The sequence below is a fragment of the Paenibacillus harenae DSM 16969 genome (assembly GCF_000422465.1).
Taxonomy (GTDB): domain Bacteria; phylum Bacillota; class Bacilli; order Paenibacillales; family Paenibacillaceae; genus Pristimantibacillus; species Pristimantibacillus harenae.
Window position 1 is genome coordinate 318,025 of sequence record NZ_KE383843.1, and the last position, 15,667, is coordinate 333,691.

14 protein-coding genes are annotated in these 15,667 nt (G+C 51.3%); 3 read left to right on the forward strand and 11 right to left on the reverse strand.

All coding sequences use genetic code 11. The annotated features are described in order from the left end of the window. Positions 1-278 precede the first annotated feature (278 nt). Genes H581_RS0120900 through H581_RS0120910 form a run of 3 tightly spaced genes read left to right on the forward strand, consistent with a single transcriptional unit; the run spans position 279 to position 2,466 of the window. Positions 279-1,067 carry a substrate-binding periplasmic protein gene (locus H581_RS0120900; RefSeq protein WP_028611702.1) on the forward strand — a complete coding sequence of 263 codons (789 nt, stop codon included), beginning with the start codon at positions 279-281 and terminating at the stop codon, positions 1,065-1,067. Between the two features lie 30 nt (positions 1,068-1,097). After that, positions 1,098-1,760 (forward strand): amino acid ABC transporter permease, encoded by a 663-nt coding sequence (locus H581_RS0120905; RefSeq protein WP_028611703.1) that lies wholly within the window; start codon positions 1,098-1,100, stop codon positions 1,758-1,760. Then, positions 1,747-2,466 (forward strand): amino acid ABC transporter ATP-binding protein, encoded by a 720-nt coding sequence (locus H581_RS0120910; RefSeq protein WP_028611704.1) that lies wholly within the window; start codon positions 1,747-1,749, stop codon positions 2,464-2,466. The genes H581_RS0120905 and H581_RS0120910 overlap by 14 nt, the downstream gene beginning before the upstream one ends. A gap of 202 nt (positions 2,467-2,668) precedes the next feature. Here the strand turns inward: H581_RS0120910 and H581_RS0120915 are convergent, their stop codons facing one another. The 11 genes from H581_RS0120915 to H581_RS0120965 form a co-directional block, all read right to left on the reverse strand. Further along, a complete protein-coding gene (locus H581_RS0120915) occupies positions 2,669-3,016 on the reverse strand; it encodes a hypothetical protein (protein ID WP_425414627.1) in 348 nt (115 codons plus the stop codon). A gap of 83 nt (positions 3,017-3,099) precedes the next feature. Continuing rightward, a complete protein-coding gene (locus H581_RS0120920; RefSeq protein WP_028611706.1) occupies positions 3,100-4,071 on the reverse strand; it encodes an ABC transporter permease in 972 nt (323 codons plus the stop codon). Further along, on the reverse strand, positions 4,064-4,975 hold the full coding sequence (locus H581_RS0120925) for an ABC transporter ATP-binding protein (RefSeq protein ID WP_028611707.1): 912 nt from the start codon (positions 4,973-4,975) through the stop codon (positions 4,064-4,066). The genes H581_RS0120920 and H581_RS0120925 overlap by 8 nt, the downstream gene beginning before the upstream one ends. Continuing rightward, on the reverse strand, positions 4,972-5,760 hold the full coding sequence (locus H581_RS0120930) for a GDSL-type esterase/lipase family protein (protein WP_036719526.1): 789 nt from the start codon (positions 5,758-5,760) through the stop codon (positions 4,972-4,974). Before H581_RS0120930 ends, H581_RS0120925 begins: the two co-directional genes overlap by 4 nt. Before the next feature lie 26 nt (positions 5,761-5,786). After that, positions 5,787-6,521 carry a uracil-DNA glycosylase family protein gene (locus H581_RS0120935; protein ID WP_028611709.1) on the reverse strand — a complete coding sequence of 245 codons (735 nt, stop codon included), beginning with the start codon at positions 6,519-6,521 and terminating at the stop codon, positions 5,787-5,789. Positions 6,522-6,551: 30 nt separating this feature from the next. Continuing rightward, positions 6,552-8,333, reverse strand: a complete 1,782-nt coding sequence (locus H581_RS0120940) for a glycerophosphodiester phosphodiesterase (RefSeq protein WP_028611710.1) — start codon at positions 8,331-8,333, stop codon at positions 6,552-6,554. A 188-nt stretch (positions 8,334-8,521) separates the two neighbouring features. After that, positions 8,522-10,657 (reverse strand): right-handed parallel beta-helix repeat-containing protein, encoded by a 2,136-nt coding sequence (locus H581_RS0120945; RefSeq protein WP_028611711.1) that lies wholly within the window; start codon positions 10,655-10,657, stop codon positions 8,522-8,524. A gap of 78 nt (positions 10,658-10,735) precedes the next feature. Beyond that, positions 10,736-11,806: a Ger(x)C family spore germination protein gene (locus tag H581_RS0120950; RefSeq protein ID WP_028611712.1), complete on the reverse strand. Its 1,071-nt coding sequence runs from the start codon at positions 11,804-11,806 to the stop codon at positions 10,736-10,738. Next, a complete protein-coding gene (locus H581_RS0120955; RefSeq protein WP_036719529.1) occupies positions 11,793-12,872 on the reverse strand; it encodes a GerAB/ArcD/ProY family transporter in 1,080 nt (359 codons plus the stop codon). The genes H581_RS0120950 and H581_RS0120955 overlap by 14 nt, the downstream gene beginning before the upstream one ends. Further along, the gene (locus H581_RS0120960) at positions 12,865-14,199 is read right to left on the reverse strand and encodes a spore germination protein (RefSeq protein ID WP_028611714.1); all 1,335 of its coding nucleotides are present in this window, start codon (positions 14,197-14,199) and stop codon (positions 12,865-12,867) included. The genes H581_RS0120955 and H581_RS0120960 overlap by 8 nt, the downstream gene beginning before the upstream one ends. Positions 14,200-14,326: 127 nt before the next feature. Continuing rightward, positions 14,327-15,661, reverse strand: coding sequence for a DUF445 domain-containing protein (locus H581_RS0120965; protein ID WP_028611715.1), 1,335 nt, complete (start codon positions 15,659-15,661; stop codon positions 14,327-14,329). Between the last annotated feature and the right edge of the window lie 6 nt (positions 15,662-15,667).

Below are 15,667 nucleotides of genomic sequence, written 5' to 3' on the forward strand. Positions count from 1 at the left end.
AAAAGGGTATATTTAAATGAAATGTATATGTTATATTAGTTTACACTAAACAAAGATATAACGAATATTTGGCTATAGTACACGTTGATTTAATAGGGATCAGGCTGTAATATGTGAATACGCCTTCAGTTAATGTTATAAAACATAACATTTATAGTGGTGGTAGTAGATGTAGTAGAGGGCTCGACTACTAGTTTGAATCAACCGGTCAAAAGTTAAGTTAAATTAAATTTAAGGGTGGGATATTGATGAGAACAAAAATGAGGAGTCATTTCATCATGGCGGCTATTCTGTTATTGACGATGGTGCTGTCCGGATGCGGCGCAGATAATAAAACGGAGAGTGTCGATGCGGGTGCCGAGGAATCGGGCAGCATCGCCGATATTAAGAAGAGAGGAAAGCTTATTATCGCTACGGGCAATTACTATCCGTTCGAATTTCGCGATCAGGATAACAAGCTTATCGGCTACGATATCGACCTCGGCAACAAAATCGGCGAGAAGCTGGGCGTTCCTGTCGAGTGGGTCGATATGCAGTTTACCGCTTTAATCCCGACCTTGCAGAACAAACAGGCGGACATGGTCATCGCCGGCATGTATATTACCGATGAACGGAAAAAGGTCATTGATATGTCCGATTCGTATTTGGCGACCGGCGTATCCCTTGTAAAGCGGGCGGATGACGATACAGTCAATAGTATGGACGACATTGAAGGGAAAACGGTCGGCGTCAAAGCGGGCGGGACGAGCGAGAAAGTGGCGAATGATCTGGTCGCGGAAGGCACGAAATTGACCGTTAAGGCATACAAGGACAATCCTGAATATTTATTGGACTTGTCGCTTGGCCGCCTGGACATCGGTTTCAACGATTATCTGAATCAGCTCGGCTATAATAAGCAAAACCCGGACAATAAGCTTGTGTTGGTAGGAGAGCCTTTTGTCCACGCTGATTTGGGTATCGGGGTGCAAAAGGGAGACAGCGGTCTGCTGGCGGTTGCCAATGAAGTCATTCAAGAGTTCAAGGAAAGCGGAGCTGCGGAAGAAACGTTTAATAAATGGCTGAAGTAATAACTTAACAGAATTGCGGGAGGATCAGTTATGAATCTGGATTATTCAACCATCATGCCCTTTATGCCGGCTTTTATAGACGGCGCCTGGATGACGGTAAAGCTCTCGATCTTGTCTCTCGCCATCGGATTGCTGCTTGGTATTGCGGGGGGACTATGTAAAGTATCAGAGTCGAAGCTGATGCGAAATATAGCCTTTGTATATACGTGGATATTCAGGGGTACTCCGTTGCTAGTGCAGCTGTTTATTTTATACTTTGGCCTTCCACAGCTGGGAATTCGGTTAGAGCCGTTCGAAGCGGGTATACTCGGATTAGCCTTAAATACGGGAGCTTATTGTACGGAACTTGTTCGCTCCGGCATACAAGCAATCGACAAGGGTCAGATGGAAGCCGCGCGTTCTCTGGGGATGAGCAAGTCTATCGGCATGATTCGAATTATTGGTCCTCAAGCAAGCAAAATCATGATTCCGCCGTTAGTCAACCAATTTATTACGACGATAAAAAATTCCTCGATGGTTTCTTTGATTACGATCGCGGAATTGTTTCGCACGGGAGAGACCATCATTACGACGACTTTCCGCAGCTTCGAGGTATATACGATTATCGGGGTTATTTATTTAGTCATTAATTCTCTGCTGATGGCCGTAGCCCACCGATTGGAGAAGGGGCTGAGCGCGCATGATCGAGTTTAAAGGCGTAGATAAGTTTTTCGGGCGTAACCATATTTTGAAAGGCGTTCATTTGTCGATTAAGAACAACGAAAAGGTCGTTATTATCGGGCCGAGCGGATCGGGTAAAAGTACGGTATTGCGCTGCATTAACCGGTTGGAGAAGATAGAGTCCGGCGACATCCTGTTTAACGGGCAGTCTATTCTGAAGCAGAAGCAGAGTCAACTGAGTACCGAAATCGGAATGGTCTTTCAAAGGTTCCATTTGTTTCCCCATTTGACGGTCATCCAGAATGTAATGGAAGCGCCTTTATGGGTGAAGAAAATGAAGAAGGAGCAAGCCCGGGAGCTGGCCGTCAGCTTGCTGGAGAAGGTGGGAATGGGGGATAAGCTGAATTCCTATCCGAGCCAGCTGTCGGGCGGACAGCAGCAGCGTGTCGCGATAGCGCGCTCGCTGGCCATGCATCCGAAGCTTATGCTGTTCGATGAACCGACGTCGGCACTGGACCCCGAGCTTGTGGGAGAAGTGCTGCAGGTTATTAAGCAGTTGGCTGCAGAGGGGATGTCGATGGCGCTCGTTACGCATGAAATGGGGTTTGCGCGTGAAGTTGCGGATCGAATTATATTCATGGATAAGGGACAAATCATTGAGACTGGAACGCCTGATGATTTGTTGTCGAATCCGAAGGAAGAGCGGACGCGGTTATTTTTAAGCCGGATATTACATTGATCGCGCCCGAAGGCGCATAACGCCGGTCTCCTTCGTGAACCGTTGCCGCAAAAGCGACTTTCGCGATGGTTTTTTAGTAAATTCTATATAATAACACAAACAAGCCGGCTGCCATACAGAAGCCGGCTTGTTTGTTTGATTTCGTAAATAAGGATAATCAATACGAAATGAAGCGCAGTTCAGTTCCAAACCACAAGCGCCGTCATTTCTTCTCCACCTGAAGCAGCTTTACCGTCTTAAGCGCATAGGTGTCCTTTATATTCTCCTCCGAGATGACGTTCAGCTTGATCAAGCTCGTAATTTTGGAGGAGTCGGGCCGCGACAGCAGCCGCCAGATCTCCGGATCGGGCAGCGCTTCATACAGCTTGTTGTCATCGTATTCCTTCCGCTCCTGGATGACAATCTTCACCTTATGACCGCCTATTTCCAGCTCATTTACGCCCTGCTCCGAGCAATAACCCACGATTTGATCGCGCAGTTCCGCCAGCTCCCGCTCCAGTTCCTTCTGCTTCTGTTTCTGCTTATAATATCTTCGGATCGTCTTGTCCATAGACATCACCCTCCTCTTCTCTTTCATACATATGCGAGGCATGCTGTTTTAGGACGAGACAAACCCGTTACGCCGAGCCGGACTTAATAGATATCCTTGCGCATGAACACCGTGAACGAAACCGCTAACGCGCCAAGCATCCAGACGGCAAGCACGGCGAGCGAGAAGCCGAGCGTCATGCCTTCCACCGGCGGCGCCGAGCCGCTCATGTAGTCCATGAGGCCGAGATTGACCATAAATAAGTATTTGGCCGACTCCCATGAGGACACCATGCTGCTTAGAATCGCTCCCGAGATCAGGCAGGCCAGCATCGTGCCCATGCCGGCGGCGCTGCTTCTCATCAGAATGGACAGCATGAAGGACAAGGTGCCGACGACCAGCGATATGAACCAGGCGAGTCCGAACTGCTGCAGGATATACCGGCTTTGCGACACAAGCCGGACACCGGCTATGTTCAACTCGCCGCCCTGAACCGAGAATCCGGTCAATACCGGAGCCGACCAGCCCTGATTGCCGAACATCACGGCGGAGATGAGAAACGACAGCAACCCGAACAGGAAAATAATAAGCGATACCGAGAGGATCAGTGCGATATATTTGCTTAGCAAAACTTTAAATCGGCTTACCGGTCTCGTCAGCAGCAGCTTGATCGTGCCCATGCTCCTCTCCGAGGATACCAGATCGACGGCGACGATCATGACCAGCAGCGGCAGGAACAGCTCCGCCGAATTTTCCACGAAGCCTCTTATGAAGGTCGGCGCTCCTGGCTCCGACGGATTCACGTCATGATCCAAGTAATATTGGTATTGCTGAATTTGGATTTGAAGCTGATCCTTCCACTGTCCCGCGCTGCTCAACCGGTTCTGCCAATCGACGATCCGCTGCTGCAGTTCCGTCCGCCAATCGACATCGCCCAGCCGCTCTTTGACCGCCTCGGACTGGCGCGACTGCGCATAAGTGAACAAAGAGAGAAGGACGACGATAATAGCCGCGATAATCATAAACCGCCGTTTGCCAAGCAGCTTCATCAGCTCGTTCTGAACCAGGCTAATCAATCGCTTCCCCTCCCGTCAGCTCGAGGAATAAGTCTTCAAGCGCCGGAAGCTTCCGGTTCATCTCCAGCACGCGAACGCCCGCTTCGACCAATAACCGGTTCCATTCTCCGGCAAGCCGCTCCGAATATGGCGTCGTTACCGATCCCTCGTCCTCGCTCAATATTTCCGTCAGTCCGCCTAATACCGACTTGCCTAACGCTTCGGGCTGCAAGCGCCAGACCAGCCTTTCCTCGCTGGACAGCAGCTCGTGGACCGTATCGATTCGAATGATTTCCCCTTTGGAAATAATCGCGACCCGGTCGCACATCAATTGGATTTCATGCAGCAAATGGCTGGAGACCAGTACGGTCAACCCTTCCTCCTCCGCCAGGAAACGGATAAACGCGCGCATTTCGCGAATGCCCGACGGGTCCAGCCCGTTGGTGGGCTCGTCGAGAATGAGCACGTCAGGCTTGCCGAGCAGCGCTTGCGCAATGCCAAGCCGCTGCCGCATCCCGAGGGAATAAGTGCTCACTTTATCCTGTATCCGGTCCTGCATGCCGACGAGCCGAACGACCTCATCGATTCGTTCATGCGAAATGCCGCTTAGCATAACGGCGAAATGCCGCAGATTGTGTAGTCCGCTTAAGAAAGGATACAGCTCCGGATTTTCGACGATGCAGCCCAAGTGGCTCATCGCCTTCGTGAACTGCTTTGAAATATCCAAGCCGCATATACGGATCGAGCCTGCCGTCGGTTTAATGAGCCCGACCAGCATCCGGATCGTCGTCGTTTTGCCGGCGCCGTTCGGCCCGAGAAAGCCGAACACCTCTCCGCGCTTCAGCTCGAAGCTTAAATCCTTTATAATGACCCGTTTCCCGATGACCTTGCGCAGTCCGTTGACGGATAAAGTGATATCGCTCATGGCCGTCCGCCCCCTCCGGTAATCAATGCGGCCAGCCGCCCGGCCATAAGCCTGTACCCTTTTTCATTCGGGTGAAAATGGTCCGTGAACAAATAATCGGCCGTGTTTTGTTGAAACAAATCATAGGTTGGAACGAAAACCGTATTCGAATATCCGGATAAAACTTCCGTCATTTTGTAATTCCAGCTCCTTACGGCGCTGGAAGTCCTATCCCCGCTCTCCAGGTCGCGGAAAGGATCGTATAAGCCTAGTACATATACGACAGCCCTGCCATTGGCCGCGCGGACCGCTGTGAGAACCGATTTCAAATTGGCCAGGAAGCCGTCACCCAGCGATGCCAGGTTCTCCGGCGTCAAATTCGACAGGGTCTGGCCGCCGTCAAATAAGTCATTGCCGCCGATGGTCATCAGAACGATATCGGCTTGTCCGATTTGACGGTGTACCTCCTTCTGCTTCAACTGCTCCGTCATTTGAGCGCTCGTTAGCCCTTTAATTCCTAAATTGACTAACGAAACGTCCATTCCGTCCTGCTTCAACAGATCGCCCACGTAACCGGCGTAGCCTTTGCCCTCGCTGTCGCCCGTACCTCTCGTCAACGAATCACCCAAAGCGACGATTTTATAGGCTTTCAGGACAGGCTGAGGCTCGTCCCCAGCGACCGGCAGTCCCGGCACGCTGTCTGCCCCGATCAAATAATCCTTCACCGCCCAGCCTAAGCCAAGCAGCCAGAGCAGGCAGGCAACGGCGGCAAAAACGGCAATAAAACGAACCTTCAAACTATGCAACGACAACACTCCTTTCACTGAATCGTCTAGCGGCCGAACCAGCTCCGCACCTGCTCCTTCATCCTGATCCTGCCGTTCTCGAACTGCTTTGCCCGATGTCCGTTTGCGCCCGAAGGATGCGGCATATCGAACAGACATCTGTCCGCGTCCATGAAGCCTTGCTCTACGAACGCCCGCATAACCTCGGAGACGGATTTGCCGAGCGGGATGATCAAGGCCTCCTTCACCGCAAGCACTTCCGGAAGAAGTATCGTTGCCGCATACTTATACAGCATCGCCGACCTCAGAATCGCCGGACTATGGCCGGTATAGTTCCTGCCGTTCTTAAAGACCGGATAACGGATAACGGACGTGGTATGCAATAGCGCTTTCTCGTCCTCGTCTGCGAATAACAAAGCGCTGCTGCCGATCCCGATCGCGCCGGGCAAATCGATTTGATCCAGCATCTCGATCAGATTGGCGCGCATCGGGCCTGCAAAGCTGGCGAGCCGCTTGGCGTTCTCGTCAATCTGCGAATCCGGCACGCCGCTGCGCAGATCGTCCCTCGCGCTGCGGATCGCGATCTCCATCTGGGTAAATCCGGGCGTGATGCCGATAATCATGACCTTCGCCTGTTCGTTCACGTATTCATAGGGTACGTAATAGACGGACAACACACCGTCCGATTCAAGCAGCAATTCCTTCACGTGCAGCTGTTCTTTGGTCAACCTGCCCGGCGGCAGCGATTGAATAAACGATTTATATTTACCGATGCTCGTCACTTCTACCCGGCTCCTTGTCGTATAGATGGGCTACAGATCGATTTCAACCATGCTTTGCGCCCGGGCGGGATAATCGGTAATGATGCCGTCGATTTCAAATTGCAGCACCTCCTTCAGAATGCGTTCGCTGTTGACCGTCCATACCCACACCTCGCGTCCGTTCTGGTGCGCGCGCTCCACGAACTGCTCGGTCAGCATCGCCATCTCGATCGTATAGAAGTCGACATCGAGCAGCGACAGGTCGCCGACGGCAAAAAAAAGGATTTGCCCGATTTTGATATCCGGATTCAATTGCCTGATCTGCTGCAATGACAGCTGGTCAAAGGATTGAATATAACAGTCCTGAACCAGATCAAACTGCTCAATGAGCGACACAACCTCGCGCGACAGCGCCTCGCCGGGACCGTATGGCTTCAGGTCGATAATCAGCTTCGCTTTCCCTTCCGCGGCGGCGAGCACCTCGGCCAGCATCGGAATTCGCTGCGGTTCTGCCTGCTCTCCATAGGGATGGCCGAGAGTAAGCTTTGACACCTCGTCATAGGTCAGCTCGTTTACCCGCTGCGCTGTTCCCGTCATCCTCATGAGATTATAGTCGTGATGGAGCACGACGACGCCGTCCTTCGTCAGCTGAACGTCGATTTCAACGGCGGGTATGCCTTTGTCGATGGCGCTTTGAACGGCGAGCAGCGAATTTTCCGGCGCCTCGAGCGTGTCGCCTCGATGGGCGGATAACAGCACGCTCCATTTGGCATAGACCAAATTATCGTTCGCGGCATAGCTGACTAGCAGCGCGAGGGACAGATATACCGCGGCAATGGATAAATAGAGAATCCGCTTGCGGGTTCGGCTTTTTAAGTAAGCGAGAATGCGGCGCTCCATAAGCCCGAGCAGTCTGCTTCGATGCAAGCGAAGCTGATCCTTGGGCATAATCCCCCTCCGTCTGCTGTAATTGTAGAACAGCCGGGTTAGAAAAATCATATTTACCGGGACAAGCAGCAGGGTGAACATATACGTGAAGACGGTCGATAACGTAAGCGAATAGTGATCGGTAAACGCCTTAAGCACGTTGATATCCAGCCATGAAGGCAAATAAGATATGGAGGAGATCAGGAAGAAGCCCAGCGCGAAAATAACGGCATTTAGCAGGAAGAGACTGATGAATATCGTTAACCGCCTGCCCTTCGTAAGCTGAAGGCTGCTTCGGATGGCCGACCGGACCGACTTGCCCTCGATCATAATAAAATGCAGCACGAAGATCCAGCGCAAAATCGTATATACCGATGCGGCAAAGATCAGCCCATAGACGGCGAGAACGAAGCCGGGCGTATCCGGAAGGCGGCTGTTGACAAAAATCGATAAGTTAAAAAATCCGAATAAGGACGATGACATCGGCGAATCGATAAACGGCAGGAGAAAAAGCAGGAAGAACAGCAGTTGAATGGTTCCGAAGCCGAACAGCTTCGGCGTCTGCCGCAGCGTCGTTACGAAGGCGTCTGCAATCAACACCTCTTTGCCGAAATAATTTTGCTGCGCGATCGTGATGATGACGCCGAACTCGATAAACAGGACAAGCACGGCCACCAGGCAAATCGCGATCAGCCCGAGCACGCCCGTATAAGTCAGACCGATCCGGTACACCTCGCCGTTCAGTAACGAGCCGGAGCCCACAACCCGGATAATCCGGTTGAAAATAAACGTCATAATCGGGATAATAGCAAAGCTGGTCAGCAGCATAAACAAATATTCGAACAACAGATGTTTCTTATAGGTCAGGCGAAAATCCCGGATACTCCTTCCAAACAACTGAAGCATAACGACTCATCCTATTCTTCGATTTGAATACTCAGGCGGAAGCTGCCTGCTCGGCTCTTCCTACTAGTGTCATTATAACCCATCAGCCTGCTTCATCTCTAATCCTCTTGAAGGCCAATAAAATCGCCGGCCTCTTCAAATAGAAGAAGACCGGCGTCTGATGGAACGTTTCTGAGCCTCGCGCTCGCTTATTTGACCGTGTTATTCGTAACGGCGTCATTCGCTTTCAACGCCAGCTTGGCTTTCGTGAGCGTATTGTTCTCGACGGTATAGGCCGGAGCCCCCGTGCCGGCGTTAACGGTAGAGATCCCGATCGCTGCCAGATTGGAGGTGATCGTATTGCCGCGAATGACCGCCTTCAGGATGTCATGCTTCTCCTTCCGCTTCCAATAGTCATTGAGCTTAATCAGCTCAATGCCTGTATTGGTCAGCTTATTCGCCGTGATCGTATTGTTCTCCAGCACGACGCTTCCGGCGGCTTGAACGCTGATCGCCGGCGAATCGCCCAGCAGCTCGAACGTTGAATTTTTGACGGTGAGGTCGAGCTTCGGATGGTCGCCGAGCAGATTAATGGCCGACGTCGACGCCGATTTGAAGCTGCAGCCGTCGAATACGTATTTTCCGGCCTGCGCGGCGCTGATCGCCCCGTAATCTCCGCCCTCGGCGCCCTCGAATACGCATTTGTTATAGGTGCCGGGAGGCAGCGCCAGACCGTAGTTCGTGTTAAAGCCGATCACCTTCAGATTGTCGAATATACTGCCTTCCGCAGCGCCGCCGGAGACGGCGCGCAGCGTCGGTTCGCCTGTTATCGTCACGTTTTTGAGATGGACCGGCTTGCCCCAGATCGACAATCCCGAGTCGCTCTTCTTCGTATTATGGATAGTCACGTTCGATGCGCTGACTCCGAATGGAACCTTGGCGCTAATCGAGAACATGGAGTCCGTGAACGTCATCCCGTCGATTTTAATATTAGGACCGTCTAATGTCGTATAGGAATCATTCATTTTATTGCCTAGGAAGGTAACGTCATGCGCTGCAACGATTCTTGTCCCGTCAAAATGGTTGTTTCTGACCGTCGCTCCCGTAAACGGCTCGGAAACGGCTAGACCGATCACGCCTTTCGATGCCAGATGATTGTCTTCGACAACGGCATTCCGGCCGTCATAGAGAATGACATCGTAAGCGGCGTTATTATAAAATTTATTTCCTTTAATCACGACATTGCTGTTCCGGTATCCGTTCTCTCCAAAGCCGCCCTCCAGGTCGATGCCGGACTGCGGTGCGGTTCCTTTCGTATCATGGAGCGAATTGTTCGTGATAAGCACGTTATCGGCCCCGCCGACCGTAATGCCCTGCCTTCGGTTAAAGGCGAATTCCGAGTTTTTCACGACTGCGTTTTTCGTTACAACCCGGTTCCAATATTCGATGTAGGCGCCTTTCTTGCCGGATTGATTAAAAACGAGGTGGAACTGCGCCGCGCCCACCGGAATGGGAATGATGTCCCTTACTTTTTTGCCTGCCAGCTTCTGCAGAAACCTTCCGTTCGCTTTATAGAAATAAATATCGAATGTACCCGGAAGCTTAATGGCATTGGACAGCTCGAAAACCCGCTCGTTCTTGAAGATGGCGTTATCGAAGGTAAGCGGCGCCCTCGTGCGGATTTTTTTGGGGTTGGAATAATTAATCCCTTTGTCGTTCAGATCGCCTTGGACGAAATGGTCCTCGTACAGATCCTTCACCATCGTGCCGTGACCGCCGAGCATCAGCCCGTCGCCCGTGAAATCGGTCGATTTAACGCCGTCGATCGTGACGTTCGACGCGCCCTCCGTCAGAATGCCGAACCCGCTTTCATGCGTGCCGGCCGTATGCCGATTATCCTTTTTCGTATAATCGTGAGAGTTCCGGTCGCCTTTGTAGGTCCCCCCCTTAAGGGTGACGTTATTGACGCCGTAGCCGATATACATCAGTTCGTATCTTTCTTTTCCGTTCGTCTCCTTCTGCAGAACAGCGTCTTCCGGGAGTTCGAACGTCATATCACTTACCATGTTGATTCGGCTGTTTTTGTCGATCAGATACGTGCCGGACGGAAGCAAGGTTACTTTCTTGCCGTTTTTGGCCGCCCACTTCAGGGCATTGTTTATCCCCTTGGTCGTTTCAACGGGATGCGTACCGTTATTATGTATTCCCCAGCGGGACAGCTCGATCCCGTAACGCGCCTGCGCAGCTGAAGCTTCCCCGCTTGAGACGGCTGAATTAGACGGATTCGCTGTGCCTAACGCGGCGAGCTGCAAGACAAGCAGCACAGACAAACATAATTTCAACATGATCTCCTTGAACCTCCCGTTTCTGCATCAAGTAACCCCTCTACTATAGCATGCCACCCATTCTTTATAAAGAACAATCTAGGGCGTATTTAAAAACCCTGTATTTTGAATATTCGTCTCGATGTGCATCTCTAGCTGCAGACGGGGGTAATATTCCTCCCGCCAATCGGCCAAGCTTTCCCGCGGAATGATATGCCTGTAAAATTGTCCGAGACCGAGAATATCGGCTTTAACGGCTTGGATTTTCCCGAACATGGCGTTAAACCGTTCCGTAAGCAGTTTGTCCAGTTCTTCCCTGATCATTTCGTTCGTCGGTTGGCCCCTCGTCTCGAGCAATACGACCTTTAACCGAATCGTACTCTTCATATAAGGCGTGTCGCCAATCATGCTGCTTGTGTTACGCATCGTATTGGCGGTGATCAGCACGCTGGCATGGTTCATCACTTCGATGCTTCCCTGCGTGCTCTCCCCGTTGAAAGCATTGAACAATAACGTCTCGCTCGGACTAATCCGCGCGACCATTCGCCCGTTCTTGATAACAGCCGACCCGATATGCTCAATAGCCGTTGTCTTCCCGGAACGGACAATCGGAATGGCGACATCCCGCGTGAATGAATGAATGCTGCGATATACCTGCCATACCCTTGTCAAGGAGATTTGCGGATTCCAGCCCGCGTTTTTCTCAAAGAAATCGAATAGGATGGTTCCTTGCGACTCCAGCCCTTTTTTTACCTTGTCAAAAAAAGAGGGCAAATCCTCGTCGCATATGGCGACAAGAGCTTTAGGGGAAATATCCCTCGCCCGCATGAAATCGACGATGCTTTCGCTCATCCCTTCCATGGCGAACTGCTTGTCCAGCAGAACGATTTTCACATGAAGCAGATCGACATGCTCTTCCATGTTCATGCTGAGCCTATCAATGGCATGCGTAATGGTTCTCCCGCTTCCCGACACGATTTTAATCCGAATCCTGTCAGTAACGGGTTCTGATATTTGCAGGAACACGTGAAAGATGCCTTCCGACTTCGAGATGCCCAAGACAACCGGAAGCACGCGGTGATTAATGTCGATGTTGTCCCAGCAGCCGCTTAACGGCAGGGCAAGGGTGAGAACGATCAGTCCTTTGATGATCCGCTTACGTAGGTTCATAGCTTCTTTTCCTCTTTTCCCGAAGCCCCAAGAAATAGATGGAGAAAGGAATGATCAGCCACACATAGATCCGCAAAACCATATTGCATATAAAGAGTTCCTCGACATCCTGCCAATTCGGGATCATGATACAGCCGATGTAAGTAACGGCTGATATAAACAGCAGCAAATAAACCGGTTTCACCTTAGGAAGCGGGCGGCTGATCATGCGGCTCATCTGCCATATGAGCAAAGCGATAAACAGCATCGTGAACGTAATGAGGCTAAGCAACAGAAACAAAGTGACCCGGTCAAACATGAGCCAATTGACATGTATCGTGCCGACTAACATCACAAATGGAAACTTGAACGTTGATGCGGTCGATCGGCCGAAGGTAAGTACCGGAATATAGACGGCAAGCAACAAAAAAGGAATAAGCGACAAGGCGGCAAGGAGCAGCTTTTTGCTGGAATACGTGATCTCCGGCTGTACAAAACCTAAGAACAGAAAGCTGGTTGCAAACACGTAGAAGCTCTTCATATAAGAGATACTGGTCAGAAATTCGAATCGCTTTTCTATAAGCGGCAGGATATAGTGCCAATCCACGTTTTGAAACGAAATCGTCAAAATAAAGCCGATCGAAGGCAGAAACAGGATAGCCAGCAGCACGCCCGTTCGAAAAATTGAAGCAATGCCGTTCGCTGCAATATAGGTTGAAATGAACAGCAGCAGTCCCGTAACCGCCCATATCGGCGTATTGGACAGAAAAACGATGGTAATGATTTCCGCAAAAGCGCGAACCGCAATGACATTCACCATGTACAAATAGAAAATAACCGGTACCAGAAACAAGACGGCCGCGCTCTTGCCGACGTTCGTATAAATGCTGATAATATCCTGATTTGAAAAATAACCCAAGCCTTTCATATAGACCGCCATGACGATCAGATTCGCGGCCGCGCCCGCAAGAATGGGAAGCCAGTGCCCTTCGCTCGAGCTTGCGATAATATGCTCGGGATAAATAAAAAAAATGATGCCCAGCTGTGTCAGAAAAAACGTTAATCCCACATGCAGGCTTTTATCCATGCTTCATTTCACCCTTTTTACAGCTGAGGTTGAGATAGGGAACGCCGAAGGTACGAAGACTGGCCATGTACGCGCTAAGCAGCACCATGCCCGCCATAATGCCAAGAACGCCATAAAGGGCCGCGAGAATGACGATGACATACTTAAACATCCGGATGGACAGCGAATTCTGAAACCCGACCACCGTCGAATTGGCAATTGTCGTCGCCGCAAGGATTATGATGAGCAGATTGCTTACGAGTCTTGCCGTCACGACCGCCTGTCCGATAATAATGCCTCCCACCATCGTAAGGGTTGGTCCGATGCTCTTCGGCAATCTCGCGCTTGCTTCAATGATGAGTTCCAAAATCACAAGCATGATCAACATTTCCACGATGGCCGGATACGGGACCCCCTCCCTGCTTTGCGCTACGCTTAAGGCCATTTCAATACGCAGCACTTCGGGATTGACGGCCACGAGAGCGACGTAGAAGCCAGGGGCGAGCAAGGTCAATAATACGCCGACTAGTCGAATCGACCGAATAATGACCATGATAGGAAGCGAATAATTCCGGTCATTATCCAGCGCGAACATATCCCACAGCAGATTGGGAAGAACCAGCGCAAACGGAATCCTGTCAACGAACAGGACGACCTTCCCCTTCAGCAATGCGCTGACGGCCTCCTGCGGCAGCTCCGTTGTATTCCATTTGGGAATCGCCTGCCATTTCGGAAAGCCCATTAATTTCGAGACATGTTGGATATGGTTAATCTCCATGTCCGAATGGTCCTCGATCTGACCGATCATTTCGCGAATCATTGCCGGTTCAGCATAGACTTCATCATAAATGAGCGTCAGCTTCTTCCGCTGCTCCCTGCCCGTTGCGAAGGTTCTTACGCGCATGCTGGCTGCGCTTCGCTGCTTGCGTATAAGTCCGATGTTCGTATCGATATCTTCAATGAATGAGCTTGACGGTCCTTGAAGAATATTTTCATTCGACGGAAGATCGATCGACCGGGTAAGCTCCTTCTGTGCGGCGTCGACGACGATCATCCGATTTCTGTCAACGAGATATAAGATGACACACCCTTGCTGAATGGCGCTGACTGCCGTCCGGACGTTGGTCTCCTCTACAGTCCCGAGCGTATGCCAAAAGGCGTCCGCCTCCATAAGGGAGGCACGGGCGCTTAATTCCTGCTCTATGAATATCGATAAGGTTGATGTTACGTCGACAAGCGTCGCGAAACCGAATATCGTAACCTGCTGCTCCAGGAGCGTTTGCCGCTGCACGAAGAAATCGTCATTTCTACCAAGTGCGTCTTTTACCTCTTGCAGAAAAGCATTCATCGCTCCCTCTCCCCCTATGAAAAGATCTCTGTTACGAATTCTCTCCTACCTGGTGCGATATATACTTTTGAACAAAAGAGAACAGCAAAAAAACGCCCCTGGAAAGGCGTTTTAAAAGGACAGTCCGCTACAGCAATTGAAGCAGCGGCTCGTAAATACCGTACAGCACAATATAGAATGCAGCGCCGAGAGCGGCACCGATGTACGCTCCGTTCAGTCGGATCCGCTGCAGATCGGTCTCCACCTTGCTTTCGATGAAATGAACGAGCCGCTGCTCGGTGAACCGGTCCAGCGTCGTCCGGACGATAACCCCGATCATCGCATGCTCCGTTTCTATGATTTTGCGAACGAAGGTCTGGGCATACTGCTCCAGCCAGCCCTTCGTCTCTTCATCCGATTTGAACCATTCCCAATAGGAAGCAATGAACCGGTTAATTAATTGCTTCAGGTCGGATTGGTTTACCGAATGCCGATCCGCTGCAGCAAGCTGCATGCCCGTATCCTCCGTCAACAGCCGCCTGAAATTGCCGAGAATAGCCTCGATGGACGGCAGCAGCGAGATTTGACCGATCACTTCGTCGCGCCAGGCGTTAACCGCTTCAACAACGTCCTCGCGAGTTTGCAAATGCTCGGCCAGCTGGTACATCATCTTCTCCACCAGCACCCGAAGCTCATGCTGCGGGTTGCGCAAATCTTGCAGCAGCTTCTGCAGATCGTCATACAGCGCGTTCGCCGCATCGTCCAAATTAAGCGCATTCGCCGATTCCGCAATTTCTACGGCCATCTTCTTCAGCCATTTGGAGAAAACGCCGCCTTGATTTACGTATTTCTCTTTCTCTCTCGCAAGCATTTCCCGGATAACGGCCTTCGTCTCTTCGCCGGAGACGCGCGACGACGCGTATTCCACAAGCTGGCTCATCCAGCTTTGAAAATCGCCGTTATCCATCACCCACTTGAGCGCTTTGCCGGCATAGGGAGACAGATTGATATTGCTAATTCCTCTGCGGGCTTGCTCATCCAGAAGGACCGATAAACCCTTCAAATCCAGCTTCGCCAGCAGATTGGACAGCAGCGTCCAGCCCTGTTCCGCTACCGCCGCTGCCGGCCGCCGGTCGATCCAGGCAATCGCCGCCTCGACAAGGGAGATCTGCTTGACCTTTTCCTTCAACAAATCCTGGCTGAGCAGCTGCTGCTCCACCATTTGGGCAACGCCCTCGATCAGTTTATCGCGGTTTCTCGGAATAATCGCCGTATGCGGAATCCATTTCCATCCGAACGGATGCCGGAATAAGACGGTAACGGCGAATAAATCGGCCAGTGCGCCGACAAGCCCGGCTTCCGTCGTATAGAGAAGCATGCGCGCCCACCATTGATCCGGGAAAACATATACGCTGCATGCGGCGCAGACGAACAGCAGGGCAAGCAGAAGAAGGCTCAGGTTTGCTTTTTTTCTCATTGCCATTGTCTT